Annotated in this window: 15 protein-coding genes; 13 read left to right on the top strand and 2 right to left on the bottom strand. The window is 40.9% G+C overall.

Features of this window, described 5'->3' with window-relative positions; genetic code table 11:
• Positions 1–14 precede the first annotated feature (14 nt).
• Positions 15–1,673 carry a tetratricopeptide repeat protein gene (locus BUE31_RS29785; RefSeq protein WP_083620520.1) on the bottom strand — a complete coding sequence of 553 codons (1,659 nt, stop codon included), beginning with the start codon at positions 1,671–1,673 and terminating at the stop codon, positions 15–17.
• Between the two features lie 186 nt (positions 1,674–1,859).
• On the opposite strand from BUE31_RS29785, the gene BUE31_RS29780 reads away from it, so the two are divergent.
• From BUE31_RS29780 to BUE31_RS29755, 6 genes are all read left to right on the top strand, one after another.
• A complete protein-coding gene (locus tag BUE31_RS29780; protein ID WP_073407577.1) occupies positions 1,860–2,246 on the top strand; it encodes a hypothetical protein in 387 nt (128 codons plus the stop codon).
• A 159-nt stretch (positions 2,247–2,405) separates the two neighbouring features.
• The gene (locus BUE31_RS29775) at positions 2,406–4,685 is read left to right on the top strand and encodes a TonB-dependent receptor (protein ID WP_073407576.1); all 2,280 of its coding nucleotides are present in this window, start codon (positions 2,406–2,408) and stop codon (positions 4,683–4,685) included.
• A gap of 49 nt (positions 4,686–4,734) precedes the next feature.
• Positions 4,735–5,115 (top strand): hypothetical protein, encoded by a 381-nt coding sequence (locus BUE31_RS29770; RefSeq protein WP_083620518.1) that lies wholly within the window; start codon positions 4,735–4,737, stop codon positions 5,113–5,115.
• A 239-nt stretch (positions 5,116–5,354) separates the two neighbouring features.
• Positions 5,355–7,718, top strand: a complete 2,364-nt coding sequence (locus BUE31_RS29765; RefSeq protein ID WP_073407575.1) for a TonB-dependent receptor — start codon at positions 5,355–5,357, stop codon at positions 7,716–7,718.
• A 4-nt stretch (positions 7,719–7,722) separates the two neighbouring features.
• Positions 7,723–9,165, top strand: coding sequence for a PepSY-associated TM helix domain-containing protein (locus BUE31_RS29760; RefSeq protein WP_073407574.1), 1,443 nt, complete (start codon positions 7,723–7,725; stop codon positions 9,163–9,165).
• Between the two features lie 2 nt (positions 9,166–9,167).
• Positions 9,168–9,386: a heavy metal-binding domain-containing protein gene (locus BUE31_RS29755; RefSeq protein ID WP_073407573.1), complete on the top strand. Its 219-nt coding sequence runs from the start codon at positions 9,168–9,170 to the stop codon at positions 9,384–9,386.
• 186 nt (positions 9,387–9,572) lie between these two features.
• Here BUE31_RS29755 and BUE31_RS29750 read toward each other — a convergent pair whose 3' ends face one another.
• Positions 9,573–10,805 (bottom strand): hypothetical protein, encoded by a 1,233-nt coding sequence (locus BUE31_RS29750; RefSeq protein WP_073407572.1) that lies wholly within the window; start codon positions 10,803–10,805, stop codon positions 9,573–9,575.
• A gap of 206 nt (positions 10,806–11,011) precedes the next feature.
• Here BUE31_RS29750 and BUE31_RS29745 point away from each other — a divergent pair, with 206 nt between their 5' ends.
• The 7 genes from BUE31_RS29745 to BUE31_RS29715 all read left to right on the top strand — a co-directional run bounded on the left by BUE31_RS29745 (position 11,012) and on the right by BUE31_RS29715 (position 17,906).
• Positions 11,012–11,800: an SDR family NAD(P)-dependent oxidoreductase gene (locus BUE31_RS29745; RefSeq protein WP_073407571.1), complete on the top strand. Its 789-nt coding sequence runs from the start codon at positions 11,012–11,014 to the stop codon at positions 11,798–11,800.
• A gap of 253 nt (positions 11,801–12,053) precedes the next feature.
• On the top strand, positions 12,054–12,857 hold the full coding sequence (locus tag BUE31_RS29740) for a phytanoyl-CoA dioxygenase family protein (RefSeq protein ID WP_073407570.1): 804 nt from the start codon (positions 12,054–12,056) through the stop codon (positions 12,855–12,857).
• 504 nt (positions 12,858–13,361) lie between these two features.
• Positions 13,362–13,886, top strand: a complete 525-nt coding sequence (locus BUE31_RS29735; RefSeq protein ID WP_073407569.1) for an RNA polymerase sigma factor — start codon at positions 13,362–13,364, stop codon at positions 13,884–13,886.
• Between the two features lie 12 nt (positions 13,887–13,898).
• On the top strand, positions 13,899–14,714 hold the full coding sequence (locus tag BUE31_RS29730) for a HEAT repeat domain-containing protein (RefSeq protein WP_073407568.1): 816 nt from the start codon (positions 13,899–13,901) through the stop codon (positions 14,712–14,714).
• 12 nt (positions 14,715–14,726) lie between these two features.
• Positions 14,727–15,413: a DUF4097 family beta strand repeat-containing protein gene (locus BUE31_RS29725; RefSeq protein WP_200802009.1), complete on the top strand. Its 687-nt coding sequence runs from the start codon at positions 14,727–14,729 to the stop codon at positions 15,411–15,413.
• A 175-nt stretch (positions 15,414–15,588) separates the two neighbouring features.
• The gene (locus tag BUE31_RS29720) at positions 15,589–16,407 is read left to right on the top strand and encodes a DUF4097 family beta strand repeat-containing protein (protein ID WP_073407567.1); all 819 of its coding nucleotides are present in this window, start codon (positions 15,589–15,591) and stop codon (positions 16,405–16,407) included.
• A gap of 38 nt (positions 16,408–16,445) precedes the next feature.
• Complete coding sequence (locus BUE31_RS29715; RefSeq protein WP_083620512.1) at positions 16,446–17,906, top strand: serine hydrolase; 1,461 nt, start codon at positions 16,446–16,448, stop codon at positions 17,904–17,906.
• Positions 17,907–17,922 lie beyond the last annotated feature (16 nt).

Here is a 17,922-nt window from a genome sequence, read left to right as displayed (position 1 = left end):
TAATCTGAGAACTATTATTTTGCTTCAAATATGTGATCTAAAATATACCTTGCTTCTGTTACAAACTTGCCCTTTTTTATAAGGTCATTTAAATCTTCAAAGGCTCCCGCCGAAATATTGTAGTCTTTTTCTTTGCAGCGGGTAACATAGTAACTATAAATTTCTTTTGCCTTTTCAAAATTGCCTTTACAAAGGGTAGCCAAACCTATATTAAACATAGCATAGGTAGCTGTTTCATCGTATCTAATAGCTTTGTATGAGTATTCAATACAAGCATCAAAATTGCCAGTAAGGTAATATGTCCAACCAAGATCTCCATAAGCGCTGCTATAAGTGCTATCTATTTGAATGGCTTTTTTTGCATTGGCAATTGCTGCTAAATAATTGCCTGTTCTATTATAAACCATGTTTAAGCTCACATATGCATATTTATATGACGAATCTATCCCGATAGCTTTTTGATGGTAAGGAATAGCTTTATCAAAAGCGTTAAGTTGATAATAACAGTCGCCTATCCTGTCGGTCGTATAAGCGCGGTGCTTATCAAGCGAAACAGATTTTTTAAAATCGGAGATTGCATTCTCGTATTTTTTGTCATAATAATAAGCATCTCCCCTGTCCTCATATAATGATGCTTTTGTTGGATTTAGTGAGATAGCGTGGGTATATATTTCTATGGCAGTAGTATAATCTTCTTTAGCGTAATAAATATCTCCTTTAATGTTATATCCATAAGAGTTATCAGGGTATAATAAAATATACTTATCAATATGATATAGGGCGCTGTCTCTCATATTGAGGCCATTATAACAGCGGGCCAGGTTATATCTATATAAAATATAATTAGAATTGACTCTTTTTATTTTATAAAAGTTGTCAATCGCATCCCTATAATTATCAGTTTCAACCTGGACATTGGCGAGGTCATAATATGTTTCGTCTTCTTCGGGGAACAGCCTGATAGCTTCTTTAAAATCAGCTATGGCTTTTTTAGACTCGTTACTGCCGGAAAAGTTTTTCCCCCGTAAATGATATGCATAAGCATACTCTGGCGATAGCTTAATAATCTTGTCACAAAGATGAATACTCTCTTCATACTTTTCTTCTTCGTAAAGATATTCGGCCTTTAAAAGGTTTGCAGTAATGAGCAGTGGCTTATCCTTTAATAATTCATCCAGTTCCCGGCCCGTTTTCGGACTGTTACTCATAGATAACACATAAATTTTTAAGCGCCGGGTAAAGATAGTATTTGGCGCATGCTTGAACTCTGCTGCCAGCAATTTTTCATTTGGAGGAATCTCTTGTGTAAGTGTTAATTTGAGGAATGAAAACCCAAGCTTTTTCTCTTCCGGAGATAGTAAACCGCTGTTGATATCTTTAATCAGGTCAAACAATTCCAATCCAAAATAAGGAAAAGCACGATATATCTTTTTTAGCGATTCAGCATGCTGCACAGCGGTTAACAACAATCGGCTGCCTTTTTCAAAGCTGTCTTGTTTAAGCTGTACAATACCTTCTTTAAAATATATTAGAAAATCATTGGTAGGGTATGACATCCTGTTAACAGGCATTATCATTCTTTTAGGGGTTGTATCAATCTTCATTATTGCCTTTGCAGGTAGATAAACGAAGAGAGCAAATAACAAAATAGCTATGCGATAATTAAGGGTCATGATATAAAAATAACAATTAAGAAGGATAGAATAAAGCCTGCCTGATTTTAGTTGTATTTAGATCATCAATAAAAGATCAAAAACTATAATACAGTGCTAAAACAACCATAACTATTTTTCGCTCGTACTATTAAATACGGCAATTAGCTTGACATTTCAGCTTTCAGCCTGTAAATTTGCGGCAGCATGTTAAAACAACTAACGGCTTATTTTCTCATCTTTTCATTGCTTGCAGTTAACTTCTCGCGGTTCTTTATTTTCGCGGGTTTTGAGCTGAACAAGAATTATATTACCGCAAATCTTTGCGAAAACCGGGATAAGCCCTGGCTGCACTGTAATGGTAAATGCTACTTCGCAAAAAAAATTAAACAAGCCCAGGAAAACGAAAGAAAAGAAGCTGCTAAAGATAATTTTAGCCGACTGGAAGTTTCTTTTTTCCAGGAACCCTTCAAATTAGCATTTATTGAACCTGTTATTTTAGATGATAATAAAAGTTCATTCCCTCAATACACCTATCAATATACAAACCATTATATTGATGCTATCTTCCGTCCACCCAAATCATTAGTATAATTTCTTTTATTCAAATCCATTCGCCAGGCAGTTTGCTATACTGGAAAAGTAGTGGTTTGTATTGCCTGGTTCTGTTTCCAATTTTTTTGACTGATTTTAAATCAGCGGCTATTGGTGCATTATCTAACGCTAAATAATCTTCTTTATACTAATACATACATGAATAAACGTACACTCAAAAAAGTGTTATTGCTGGCTGCAGCATTTTTTACTATGCCTCTTGCAATGGCTCAGCATATTTTTAAGGGAAAAGTAGTTGATAATATTACTCATCAGCCAATAGAATACGCATTTGTTTATGCAAACAAACAATCTGCCGCAACTAATAAGTGGGGAAATTTTCAGCTCTCTTTAACGTCTGATACGCTTACTTTAACCATATCCTATATGGGTTATCAAAAAAGATCTGTGCAAGTTAAAAGCTCAGATCAAAGGTTGGTTATTGCTTTAACCCATGGGCAGATCGACCTTAACGAGGTGGTGATCTCTCCGCATTTAAGCAATAACTCGTTCCATACGCTTAGCGCTTTGGATCTTAACTTAAGGCCCGTAAATTCATCGCAGGATTTGATGCGCCTGGTGCCCGGCCTGTTCATAGCGCAGCATATGGGTGGTGGCAAGGCCGAGCAGATCTTTATCAGGGGTTTTGATGCCGACCATGGCACTGACCTGAATGTTTCTGTAGATGGTTTGCCGGTAAACATGGTATCGCATGTACATGGGCAAGGGTATGCTGATCTGCATTTTTTAATCCCCGAAACAGTAGCCTCCTATGATTTTGGCAAAGGGCCATATTATACCGATAAGGGCGATTTCACAACTGCCGGATATCTTAACTACACAACTAAGGATGCGCTGGATAAAAGCATGATCAGCCTGGAAGGTGGCCAATTTGATACTTACAGGGTTGCAGGAGTGGTTGATCTGCTTGGCGGCAAAGCCAAACAAAATGGCGAGAACGCTTATATAGCCGGTGAATACAATTATACCAATGGCCCTTTCCAACTGGCGGAACATTATAAACGTTTCAACTTATTTGGCAAATACACCAAACAGTTGGGTCAGAATAATAAGCTCTCCATCAGCGCATCTACCTTTAGCACCAGCTGGACACCATCTGGCGAGATCCCAGAGCGGGTAGTAGCTGCCGGAACAACTGCTATTGACGATAACGGCAATGCAATTAAAATTCTGGCAGCGGCAAATACTATCAATCGCTTTGGTACAATTGACAGTGCACAGAATGGCAAAAGCACCCGCACCAATGCTATTGTAAAGCTTGCATCCGACCTGGAAAACAACTGGACATTGGAAAACCAGTTGTATTACACCCATTATACCTTTCAGCTCCATGTAAACTCTACTTTTTTTGCTGAGGATGATGTTAATGGCGATGAAAGGTTTCAGAATGAAACAAGAGACCTATATGGGTATAACGGAAAGCTAAGTAAACGCAGTTATTTGGGTAATGCTACATTGATCTCGACCTTAGGCATCGGCGACCGTATGGACAGAACTTATGGAACATTATACAGTAATGTTACAGAAAAATACCAGTTTTTAGATGCCATAAGCCAGGGCAATATCAAAGAAAATAGCCTGAATGCTTATGTTGATGAAACATTGGAAACCGGGAAATGGCTGTTTAATGCCGGTGCAAGAGTAGATTACCTGCACTTTAATTTTCACGATAGCACACAAAATAAGGCAGTAATAAGTCCGAAGGTAAACATCCAGTACACGGCTAATGAGCAGGTACAGTTTTATTTAAAAGCGGGCAAAGGTTTTCATTCCAATGATGCGCGTGCAGTGATAGGCAATAGCGGTTTACAAACCTTGCCTGCTGCTTATGGTGCCGATTTGGGATTAAACTGGAAACCAGTACCTCACCTTTATATTAATGCCGCGCTATGGTATTTATACCTGCAACAGGAATTTGTATATACCGATGATGGTACCATTGAACCGGGAGGCAAAACCCGCAGGGAAGGCATTGATCTTTCGGCACGTTATCAGTTAGCCAAATGGCTGTTTGCTGATTTGAATGTGAACCTGGCTAAACCACGCTTGGTAGGTGAAGCAAATGGCGAAAACTATTTACCGCTTGCCCCAACCTTTACCAGCACCGGTGGCCTGGATTTTAAATTTAACAACGGTATTAATGGCGGCATCAGCTATCGTTATATGCACAAAAGGCCTGGCAACGGAAATTATACCCTAACCGCCGATGGCTATTATGTTACTGATTTGAAACTGAACTACACTCAAAAACGGTATGAACTGGGTTTATCAATTGAAAACCTTTTGAACACCAAATGGAATGAGTTTGAGGCCGAGGAAGTGACCCAATTACGAAATGAAACCGCCCCTGTTGACCAGATGAGCTTTACACCGGGAACCCCGTTTTTTGCGAAGCTAAGGGTAGCGTTTTTCTTTTAAACAGATATAAATAAATTAAGCATTGATCTCAAATAAATATATTCTGTTGATGTTAAGTATGCTTCGACGGGGAGTCATCTATCTAATAATAGTTTCTACACTGGCGGCTAACTTTTCGAGGTTCTTTATCTTCGCTGGTTTTGAGCTGAACAGGAATTATATTGCCGCGAATCTTTGTGAAAACATTGATGAGCCCTGGATGCATTGTGAAGGTAAATGCTATCTTGAAAAGAAAATTAAACAAACACAGGAAAGTGAAAAGAGTGATGAACACCAGTCGCAAAAAAATCTTTTCCAGGAGGCGGCTATCAATAATTCATCGCTAATAAAATTTCAAAACCAGTTGCTTCACATTATTAACACGCCATATCCCCCAGGCGGGTTGGCTCAATTTAACGGAACGCTGTTCCGCCCTCCGCAATTAAGTTAAATATCCTCTTTTCTGCAGTTTATTAAATCATCCGGCCCGTGCTTATTGCATGGGATAGCCGCTGCTTTAATAATTGCTGTGATCCATCATTATTTATGGCTCGAAAAGTCGATCCCTTTACACAAGTGGATTGGTATGGCTGTGGATTTTGGTGATTTTAATAAACGTGTACGGCTTTTAATGCCTGCATAATTACACACAAATACATTAACGGGGAGCCCGCTCCTCAAAAAGTTTATATGAAACGATATTTAATCCTGATTATATTTTTATCCATTTCCGTATCACTCACATTTGGTCAAACAATAAAAGGAACGGTTACTGATGCGCTTACGCATGAAGCCCTGCCTGGTGCGATGATCTGCAATGTTGATAGCAGTAATACAACATCAAAAGCCTTTGCAAAAACAAACACCGCGGGGAAGTTTGAAATTTCAATCACCGGTGTCCGTCAGCTAAAGTTTACAATGATAGGCTATACCGATAAGCTAATGAAATTGGAAAACCTTGCAAACAGCAAAGGCTTAAGCATTGTTATGGAGCCTTCAACGCTTGATCTGCAACCCGTAATAGTGACTGCCAGCCGCGAAAAACAGGCACGCCGGGAAGCGCCGATTGCAATTACTCAAATAAACGCTACCCAGATAAAAGATACTAAAGCAACCGCCCTGTATCAGCTGTTAAATAAAGTAGCAGGTGTATACATGGTGAATCTTGGTAACGAGCAGCACACCATGGCCATCCGCCAGCCCATAACGTATAATGCACTGTATTTATATATGGAGGACGGGCTGCCCATTCGCCCAACAGGGATCTTTAACCATAATTCGCTGTATGAGATCAACATGTCAGGCGTAAAGGATATTGAGGTTATTAAAGGTCCTGCATCTTCGCTATACGGCAGCAATTCTATCGGCGGAGCTGTTAACTTTATAACCCAGGGGCCGCCAACAGGCTACGCAGGTGATCTATCCGTTCAGGGCGATAATTATCATTACAAAAGGGTTGATGCCGATGGTGGTTTTACATCGGGTAAGTTTGGTTTATATGCGGGTGGTTACATTGCCCATCAAAAAGATAGCTGGCAGGATTATTCTGATTTTGATAAATACTCAGGCAACATCAAAACCACGTATGATTTTGATAACGATACCAAATTAACTACCGAAGCATCGTACAATAACTTGGATACGCAAACGCCGGGTAGCTTGGATAGCGCCCATTTTTATAACAAAAGCTATGGCAGCAACCAGCGCTTTACCTACCGCAAGGTAAATGCACTGAGGGCCAGCTCGCGGGTTGACCATAAGTGGGATGATAAGAACAGTACGTTTTTTACCGCCTTTTTCAGGAATAACTCAACCGCGCAATTGCCAAGCTATTATATTTCGGATGTGCGCGATGCCGGCGGAAACTACCTAAGCTCGAACGGCCAGGTAAATGACTTGAAATTTCAAAGCTATGGTTTACTTACCCAGCACCGATCGGATTTCGATTTTTTGCATTCACGCCTGATAGTTGGCGCTTATTTGGATGATAGTCCAAGCTCATATTACGCGCAATTTCTGGATATTCAAAAGGATGTAGCCAATAACTATTATACAGGCTTTACCAATATCGGTAAATATATTGATCAGTATAAGATCAGACTTTTTAACACCGCTGCTTATACCCAATACGAGATAAAACCTGCCGAAGCATTAAGGATAGTAATGGGTTTAAGGTATGACCGTGTGCATTATAATTTTGATAACGGCCTGCCGGTTGGGCAAACAAAATACAAACAACAGGAAACCAATAACTTTAATATAGTTGCCCCTAAGCTGGGTTTAACGTATGATCTTGGTAGCAATTCTGGCTTTTATGCCAACTACAGCGTAGGTTTTCAACCACCCGAAACCACCGATCTTTACAGTTCGCGCCAGCAGGTTAGCTTAAAGCAGGCCACTTTTGATAATTACGAAATTGGCGGCTGGTTCTCTGCTTTCGACAGAAAACTGTATGCAGAGATCAGCCTGTATGACCTGGAGGGGCATAACGAGATCATCAACCAGTTACTGTCGGATAATACTACTCAAAACGAAAACGCGGGCGCTACCCGGCACAGAGGTATTGAATATTCATTAACCTATGCACCTGTGCATGAGCTTACCTTTAGGTTTAGCGGCACCAATGCAAAGCACACCTATATTGATTACAGCGAGGTGGCAACCAATTATTCAACCGGCCAAAGCTATACCATTAACTATAATGGTAAACGGATGAACAACGCCCCTGCATGGATAGCAAATTCGGAGCTTACCTATAAACCATTGTACCTGCCCGGTTTCCGCATCGCGACTGAGTGGCAGCATATTGATAAATACTACACCAACCCGGCAAATACCAAAACTTATTCCGGCTATGATACTTATAACCTGCGTTTAGGCTATGAGTTTAAGCAGGATGTTTTAAAAGGGGCAGGGGTTTGGTTTAATGTGCTTAACCTAACCAATAAACTGTATGCGACTACGGTAACCAGCAACCAATATGGTGATACTTACAACGCCGCACCACCACGTATTTATAGTTTAGGCATCAGTTATTCCATTTCAAAATATTAAAGCCATGTCAGTAAAAACAAGTTTTTATAAATTGCACAGGGTATTTGGGTTAATCGCAATTGTGCCGGTAATATGCTGGACGCTGAGCGGCCTCTCACACCCGTTTATGTCAAACTGGTTTAGGCCGTTTATTCCTGTTGAGGTATACAAGCCTCCGGTTCAAAGTGAGGTAAAACCAGCGTTATCCATTCAACAGGTATTGCACATCAATGATATTATTGAATTACGAAACTTTGGTCTTGTAAGCTTTAATAAGGCAAGCTACTACCAGGTTTTAGGTAAGGATAGTGTTTGCAATTATTACTCAGCAGACGACGGCGCACTGCTGAAGAACGGCGACCAACTATATGCCGTTTGGCTGGCGCGATATTTTACACAGGATTCGGTGTCTGCCATTAAATCAATCAGGCTGCAAAAAACATTTGATGGGCAATACCAGCCCATCAATCACTTGCTGCCGGTTTGGAAGGTAAGCTTCGCCCGGTCTGACGGTATGGATGTATATATTGAAACGGGCCAAAGCCGGATGGGTACTTTTAACAACAACACCCGTAAAGCGCTTTTGTGGGTTTTTGAGCAATTACATACCTGGGAGTTTTTAGCTGCAATTGCCGGTGATACCTTTCGGAATGTGTTTTTGTTGAGTGTAATAGCCGTTATGTGTTTTTCATTATTAAGCGGCTTAACCATTTACGGCTTGTTCTGGAAAAAGTTTAAAGCGGCAGCGCAAAAACGAAGGGAAAATAGGAGATATGACAAACGTTTCCTGTACCGGTATCACCGGAAAATAGGGCTTTATGTTTCTTTTGTGATGCTCACTTTTGTTATCAGCGCAGCATTCCACCTGGTTGTAAAGCTGCACAATGGCGATGTTGTGAAAGCGCCTTACGCACAGCTTATTGATAGAAAAGAACTGGGCCTTTCAAACCTTAAACTCCCGGTTGCCGATAGCACTATCATTAAGATTGGTCTGGCTAAATTTAATAATCAAGCTTACTACCAGGTGAGTAATAACAAAAAGGCTATCCTGTATTTTGATACCAAAACAGGGACGGCATTAATCGATGGCGATAAAACCTTTGCCGCATTTTTAAGTGATTATTATCACCCCGAAAATAAAGAGATAAAGCAGGCTAATGGTAAGTTAACAGTAAGCCAGGTCCGCCAGTTTGATAATGAATATGGTTTTATCAACAAACGGCTCCCGGTGCAAAAGGTAAGCTACCCAGGTAACAAGAATTGGTATATTGAAACAACCACAGCAAAGCTGGCCACCAAAGTAAACGGATTGGACAGAGCGGAAGGCTTCTCGTTTATCTTTCTGCATAAATTTTTTTACATGAGCTGGGCAGGAAAAAATATTAGGGATATAGTAAGCATGTTAGCCGCTTTAGGCGTATTGGTGGTTGCTGTACTGGGATTTTTATCATTCATTAAAAACAAATAATCATGAAGAAGATAGTAATAATTATTGCTTTTGCGGGATTGATGTTTAGTATTTCAGCCTGCGATCATTCAGTAGAAAAAGCAAGTACCAGCAAAGGGGTTAAAAAGAAAAAAGGCAAATATTTTTGTACGATGAACCCGGATATTACCTCGGATAAACCCGGTACTTGCCCTAAATGCGGGATGGAATTGGTGGAAAGGGATACTACGGAGGAAAAGTAAAATAAGGGTGGTTACAAATATGTCATTGCGAGGTACGAAGCAATCGCTTGCTATACAGAGCGAATATAAAGGTGTAGAACCTGCATAGCTGCTTAGCATGCGTGCGGTTGCCACGCTGCGCTTGCAATGACATAGTATCATAATTTAAAAAGAATCAGTATGCCTTATTAGATAAACGGCAAATGTTTACTTATGATAATGCGTTAATGTTTTAGTATTTACCAAATCATCAACAACTAACAGCTTTCCGGTATAGGAACTATTAGAAGCGGTTATTTTGCCTTCCAGCATGCTTTGCCCCGCGCAAGCCGGGTTGTTGCCTTTGCCAAGCGGCCATTTGCCTTGTGTATCGGTAATGGTGATACCAGCTTCGGCAGCCATCTCCAGGCCGAAATCGGTGCAGTTGGTGTGGCTGAGCTGGTATTTTTTATGATCGTATTTTTTTACTACGGCTAAGATCCTATTGAAGCTTCTGCGCGAAATAAAGGTGCCCGAAACCTCATCCCAGCTATGGCGGGCATCATCCTTAAAGGTGGATGGGGAAGAAGGGAACAACGGTGTAGCGGCCAGCGGGAAGCTCTTTTTAGGATAAAAACCAAACGACCGGCTAACATTGGTGCTATCGGCATTATACTTTATCAGCGTGATAAAAGTATGACCAACATTGTTTAGCACGTATACCCTGCGCTTGCCTGAAACCGGTTGCCGCACATGGATCATTAAAGCGTAGGCCACGGCTTTTTTTCCGTCATCAAACGGGTTTATGATCTTGTCGCCGTTAATAGGTGTCGATTTAATTTCAGCATCGCCGTTATAGGCTGTGCTGTCCTGATTAACCAGCATAATGTCAGAATTATGGATAGCCATAATCCGGGTAGTAACGCTATCATCTTCATTAACCAAAGTATCCCTCTTTTGGTTAAAATTATTGGCCATTAATTGTCTGCCATCTACAGACGCAGTTACAATAGGTGCATATTTTACCGTATCAGTTTTATTTTCAATGGTTAATGTTTTAAAATAACATTTCATGGCCAGCGGGTAAAGCCTAAGCTTGGTAAAAGCCACCGCCAGCTTGTAATAAAATTTTTGTCCGCGTTTTTTGTGCTGTGTACTAACAGTTGCCTGCTCTTCTTTTAACAGGGTTGTTAAATATTTACGCTCGGTAACCGGATCAATAAGCTTTGCGTGTTGCAGTTCAAGCTTTAGGCTATCCTTTATTCGTTCGGCAACTGAATCGCTGAACCTGTTTTCATGAATTACGGGCCGGGGTAAAATGGTTGTGCTATCCTGGGAATAGCCTGTGTTAAAAAACAATAAAAACAAAGGTGTAAGTAACCAGTAACGCTTGCGGCTAAAGGGTTGGGTGATAGTTATTGATTTTATCAGCCGGTTAAAACTAATGATAGGACTGTGCATTAAGGTAGTTTAAAAAATGAAAAACGCTGAACTGGTGCAAGTTATTATAAAATGACGGGTTATTTAACAATTGCTTAACAACAATAAAAGTATCTAACTAAATAACCGGGAATAATGTTTTTCATGGGTGCAATTTATAAACAGAATTTAAATCTACAAAATTAGTAGTCTTTTTTTCGGCGGAACCGGTAGAATGTTACTTTTGTATGATGGAAAATTACGCATTGGTAACAGGAGCGAGTAAAGGCATTGGTCGCGAAATTGCATTACAGCTGGCGCAGCTTGGTTATCCTCTTTTATTAGTGTCACGCAATGATGCTGAGCTTTCCTTGCTTGCAGCATCTGTTGAAAGAGATTATAAGGTAAAAGCGCTATGGTTAGCCGTTGATCTTTCAACAAGCAATGGCGCTCAGCAGGTTGCCAACTGGTGCGAAAGCGAATCTTTTAAAATTGAGATCCTTATAAATAACGCAGGCTATGGCCTCTGGGGTAATTTTGATACGCTCGACCTGGAAGCGCAGCTAAATATGATCAGCCTTAATGTTACGGCACAGGTTGCTTTAACATCCCTGTTGCTTCCGTTATTAAAGCAGGCAGGGCAGGGTTATATTTTAAACGTGGCAAGTACATCGGCCTACCAGGCCGTACCAACGCTGGCGGTGTATGCTGCAACAAAATCATTCATGCTTTCTTTTAGCCGTGCTTTGAGTTATGAGTTAAGAGATAGCCCTGTTTCTGTGAGTTGTTTAAGCCCGGGTCCTACAGATACGGATTTTACGCACCGGGCGGGTTTGGATGCGTTAAAGGACCTGGCCGATAAGTTTAATATGTCGCCAACTGTGGTAGCAAAAATTGCGCTTAAAGGGATGTTTAAGAAAAAGGTTGAGATACTCCCCGGATTTTTAAATGCAGCGGGCGCTAAGCTGGTAGCATTCGTACCGAAGCGGTTGATTGAAAAAGCAATCGGCAAGCTTTATAAGGTGCCTGGAAAATAATTTTATTTTTTTTGAAAAATATTTGGAGGTTATAAAATAATAGCTACCTTTGAATTATCTATTAAATCTATAGGTATTATATACATTGAAAGCAAAACAACATAGCGGCCTCTTTTCCATGCGAATGCCTAACCCAAAGGCATTATGTTGTAGCTGTTGTTGCTAATACTGCCACCTTCATTTTAATTTATTAATGGCACAGGTTAAACCGCTGTCATTTTCTCGCAACACATTATTTTAACTATCCACTTCCATGTCATCTTATAAAAAATTCACATTAGGCGAACAGCTTACAGGCGAACAACAGCTTTTTTTTAACGAACACGGCTTTATCCACTTTAAAAACTTCATTAAACCTGAAACTGTAGACAGCATTATTAAAGCGTCACAACAGGTACAACAGCAATGGTTGAATGCAGGAACGACCAAAGTAAACGGCGTACCCATTAAATATGGAAAGGATCTTGACGGAAGTGATATTGTACAGCGCTTTGCTTTTATCAACCAGCATCATGATCTGTTTTCTGGTTTGGCTGATGATCCCCGATTTGGGATTTTACTGGAAATGGTTGGTCAGGGCGCAAGGCTGGGCACCCGCGAAAAAGATGGAATGGTATTTAATCATTACGTAAACAGCTCGCAAAGCGCCTTTACCAAAATGGGCTGGCATACCGATGGCCTGCGCGATATTTTCCATGGTTCGAGGTTAAACCCTATGCTTAATGTGGGGATCCACCTAAACAGCCTGAAGGCTGAGCATGGGGGCCTGCGCGTACTGCCCGGTACGCACAGGCAAAGCCTTTACCAGATGCTGTTTAGAAAAAGATATTTTCTTGATAATGAGGCGGACAAGCATGAAGTAGCCATTATTCCCGAGGCCGGCGACCTTACCATTCATGATGGCCGCCTATGGCACCGGGTGGCGCAATCAACCGTTATTGGCGAAGAAAGCCGCAGGCGGGTGATCTACATTCCAATAATTGCAGGCAAGTTTGAACCCAAGCATGCGGATAGCCCCACAGTGTTTTACCAGAAATTTGCAGGCTTAGTAAAATAAAGATATGTTGATAACGTTACTAGTTGTTTATATAACCCGTAGGATCCGGGCAGCCAGGGCTTTACGCTCTGCAACATTAGTATTACAAATTACGCAGCAAAGTAATCTTAATGTTAAATAAATAATAAAAAATAGGCAATAATACTAAACACTTGGCAACTGTCGTTTAAACACGTATATTTGCAGCAGTAAATGCAAAGGCTGGTCGGCAGCACAAAAATGGTTCGAGTCCATGTTTGCAGCTCTTCTCATAATTTAGGTTTATAATTGGTTAGAACGCGCTCCTGCCCATCAGGAGCGCTTCTTGTTTTTATAGGTTTTTGATACCTGCGGTTCATCATCATCTTTTTCAACTAATCTCTAATCACCAACCTCTAACCTCTCTTTCCCAACTTCCACAAAAAATTCTTACATTTCCTGTAACCATTTTATTTTACCGGAGTATCTAACTAAAATTAACATAATAACTGACCCTGATTGAACTCGTTGGCCGACAATACAATCATGCTGAAGGTGAAAGCTGGAGACCTGGATAAGATGGGCCTGCTCTTTGAGCGGTACAATCGCCCTTTATACGGCTTTTTGTTCCATATGACGTATCAGCGGGAAACCAGCGAGGATTTGGTTCAGCAGGTTTTTTATAAGATGCTGAAGTACAGGGAAACCTTTACCGCTACCGGAGAGTTTGTGCACTGGATGTACTCCATAGCACGTAATACGCTGAAAGACCAGGGTAAGAGCCTTAAGCAAAGGGTGAAGCATGAAAATACGGATGATCATGCTGAAAGATTATCCGGCGGCTTAACACCTGAAGAGCACCTGGAAAAAAAACAGGCTAAGCTTGGCCTTTATAAGGCGATGGAAAAGTTAAGCGATAGCCACCGGGAGGTGCTTACGCTAAGCAAGTTCCAGGAGCTGAAATACCAGGAGATTGCGCAGATATTGGATATCTCGGAAATAGCTGTAAAAACACGGGCGCACAGGGCCATGCTGGAGTTGAAAAGTATTTATGAAAAAACAGAACGCTAAAACAGGAAAAAGATGAAATGTGAGCAATATGAGGAGCTGTTTGCCGGCTGGCTAAATAATGAATTAAAACCGGCTGAAAAAGAAATGCTGGAGCAACACTTAACAGGTTGTGCTGCATGCAAGGCCGAACTTGCATCCATGCAGCAGCTTTGGGTGTTAATGGATGAAGTTGAAGTGCCTGAGCCTTCTGCAAATATGCAAGCGGATTTCAGGACAATGCTGAATGATTATAAAGCAGCAGAGGCGGGTAAAAAAAGTTCATCAATAGGTATTTTAGAGCAGCTAGGCTGGTTATGGCAATGGAAGCAAAGATGGCCCCTGGCCTATACCCTGGCGATAGTTTTGATCAGCTTTGGTTGCGGGTATTTGTTTTTCAATTTAGCCGGGGGCAGCAAACAGGATAAGCAAATGGTAGAGCTTACTTCGCAGGTGCATGAGCTAAAGCAAACCATGATGCTGGCTTTACTTGAAAATCCATCGGCATCTGAACGGATGAGGGGGGTTAGCTATACCGGCGAAATAAAGCATGCGGATAAAGAGGTGATAGATGCTTTACTATCTACCTTAAATAACGACCCTAACGTAAATGTGAGGCTAAGCACGCTTGATGCATTAACACGCCTTGCCGGTCACCCGGAGGTTAGGCAAGGGTTGGTGCAGTCAATCACACAACAGGATTCGCCGCTGATGCAGTCGGCCATTGCAGATGTGATGCTTAAGCTGCAGGAAAAAAGTTCGGTAAAATCGTTTAGAGAATTATTAAAACAAAAGGACCTTGATCACGGCGTCAGGGATAAGATTAAAGAAACCATAACACAACTTATTTAAATAAAACATTTTATGAAAAAGATATTGATCCCTGTTTTAACAGGAGTTGGGCTTTGCCTTGCCCAAATTACAGCACAGGCTCAGGTATATAAAACGCATGTGAGCAAGGAGTTTACTGCGAAAAAGGCGGTTGCCATTTGTAACCTCGATGGTTCGGTAAAAGTTGAAGGATATGCAGGCGATAAGGTAATAATTGAAATTGATGAAACCATTACCGCTGAAGATCAGCAAACTGTTGAAGAGGGTAAAAGGGACTTTAAGCTCGGCTTTGATCAGAAAGGCGACAGCGTGATTGCCTATACAGCCTATCCGTACGATACCAGGCCTCACCGTAACTGGAACAGGGGCGATAACGACCGCCATATAGAGTACCGGGTTAAGCTGGAATATACAGTTAAGGTGCCCAACCAGGTCGACCTGTATGCATCCACAGTAAACGAAGGCAACATTATTGTTAAAAATGTATATGGCGCATTAAAAATAAACAATGTAAATGGCAGTATTGAAATTGTAAATGCAAAAGGAACAACCAGTGCCCATACGGTAAACGGGCCGGTGACGGTTAGTTACCTGCGTAACCCACCCGAAGCATCATCTTATTATTCAGTTAATGGGGAATTGAATGTTACCTACCCGCCGGGTCTGTCGGCCGATGTTGAATTTAAAAGCATGAACGGCCAGTTCTATACCGATTTTTAGGACACGGAAGTGTTGCCAAGTAGAATTAGCAAAACAGAAAGAAAAAATGGCAGCGGTACAATATACAAGCTTAGCAAAGCATCAGATGTGCGCTTTGGCACAGGTGGCAAAACATTCAAGTTCGAAACTTTGAATGGAAATATTTATATTAAAAAATTAAAATAAGGACAGCGATATGAAAACGATAAAAATAATAGCAGCATTGGCTGTAGCAATGCTTATAAATACAGGTTTACAGGCGCAAACCGCGGAGCAGTTGGTAGTCCCGCTAAGCCAGCCCGGCAAACCCTATAAACTTGACGTTGGCCTGGTTGATGGTTCCATTACTGTAACCACCTATGAAGGGAAAGATATAATTATTGGCGTACAGGAAAAAGGGGATAAGAAAGTTAGAGTAAGAACCCACGATGGGATGCATTCTTTATCAACAGGCAGCAGAGCCGATATCCAGGCCGAAGAAAACAATAATAAAGTTAATGTACATGGCGAGGCAGGAAAAACAACAAACCTGGTAATTAAAATTCCACAAAATGAGGTTGCCTTAAAGCTTGGAACCGTAAATGATGGCGACATTTTGGCGAGCAACATTAGCGGTGAACTTGAAATAAGTAACGTGAATGGCGGTATTAAATTAACCAGTATCGCAGGCTCAGTCGTAGCAAATACGGTTAACGGAAATGTTATAGTAACCTTTAGGAGCATTGACCCAAAAGCGCCTATGGCTTTTACTACGCTTAACGGTAATGTAGATGTTACATTTCCCACAAGCCTGAAGGCCAATGTTAAGCTTAAATCAGACCGTGGCGAGATCTATACAGATTTTGATGTAACCGCCGAGCCGCATAAGCCAAATGTAACCCATACAAGTAGAAGCAAAGGGGGCATGTACAGCTTAAAGCTTGAAGATTGGGTATATGGCAAAATTGATGGCGGCGGCCCCGAAATGTTAATGAAAAATATGAACGGCAATATTTATATCCGCAAAGCAAAATAAAAATTCGTCTCAAGGTCATATTAAAATAAATCCTTCGTATGAAGCAATACTTTAGATTGTTGTTTTTTGCAGCAATTATACTACTCCTTAATCGGGTGCCGGTAATTGCGCAAAACGGAACAATTATAAAGCCAACCGATAGCGTAAGTACTTTTTTTATCAGAAGGATGAAAAAGCTGGGGATTCCTGGTTTACAGTTTGCCATAATACAACATGGAAAAATTATCAATTCGGGATCGTATGGCCTTGCAAATATTGAATATACAATTCCGGTAACAAGCAAAACAGTCTTTTCGATTGCATCAGCTACGAAATCTTTTACTGCTAACGCTTTAATGCAATTGATGGAGGATGGCCTGGTTGAACTTTCAGCACCTGTATCAAAATACCTTGATAGCTTACCTGTTGCCTGGCAACAGGTAACTATTAAACAATTGCTCACCCATACTTCAGGAATTCCAAATATTGTTAATCCCGCCACATCGCTAACAATTGTTGATGGCGCTGATAAGGCCTGGGCAAAAGTAAAGACTTTGCCGATGGAGTTTAATCCTGGTGAGCGCTTCAGTTACAATCAAACCAATTATCTTTTGCTTGGCCGCATTATTGATAAGCTTAGTGGGAAATCTTTCAGCAGCTTTATAACAGAGCGGCAATTCAATGTCGCCGATATGCCATTAACTGCGCAAAGTGGGTTTGTGGATATTTACGATGTGGTACCGGGAAATGCAACTTTATATAGGTATGATGAAGGGAAATTAAAACATAATTTTCAGTATGCAATACCTTACTTTTTGCGAACAGGTTCAGGGATTTGCAGTAATGCAACAGAATTAGCACGTTGGATAATTGCACTTGAAAAAGGCAAGCTATTTAAATCAGCAAATACACTTAATTTGATGTGGACACCAGGCACGCTTAATAATGGACAGCCAGGTCCGTGGGCCTTGGGATGGCCCGTTAAAGCTCGTCATGAACATTTTGCAGTTGGAGGGTTTGGCGGGACCCGGTCTGCATTTTTTGTTTACCCCGAAGACGATCTTGCTATAATTATTTTAACCAACCTGGCAGGTTCAAATCCTGAGACCTTTATTGATGAAGTAGCAGGATATTATATTCCGGATATGAGTGCTTCAACCGGATTTGGCCTTCCCGCTGATATTAAGATCTTTCGTTCAAAATTGCTTAAACGTGGTTTTGAACATGCAATTGAGGTGGTTGAGGAAGAAAAGAAAAAAGATCCAGGGTACCGGCTCCCTGAAAACGAATTAAATGCCTGGGGATATAAACTAATAGAACAGGATAAAAAGAATGAAGCCCTGGAAATATTTAAACTGAATATTAATTTATACCCGCAAAGCTGGAATGTATATGATAGCTACGGGGAGGCGTTAGAAGGCTGCGGGAAAAAAGATGATGCTATTAAGATGTTTAAGCAATCATTGAAGCTAAACCCCGGGAACACTAACGCCGCAGAACATCTGAAACATCTTGAATAATACACATAACCTAAGT

The organism is Mucilaginibacter sp. OK098 (assembly GCF_900142915.1).
In the GTDB taxonomy this organism is placed as follows: Bacteria; Bacteroidota; Bacteroidia; order Sphingobacteriales; family Sphingobacteriaceae; genus Mucilaginibacter.
This window is presented reverse-complemented; position numbering and strand designations above follow the sequence as displayed.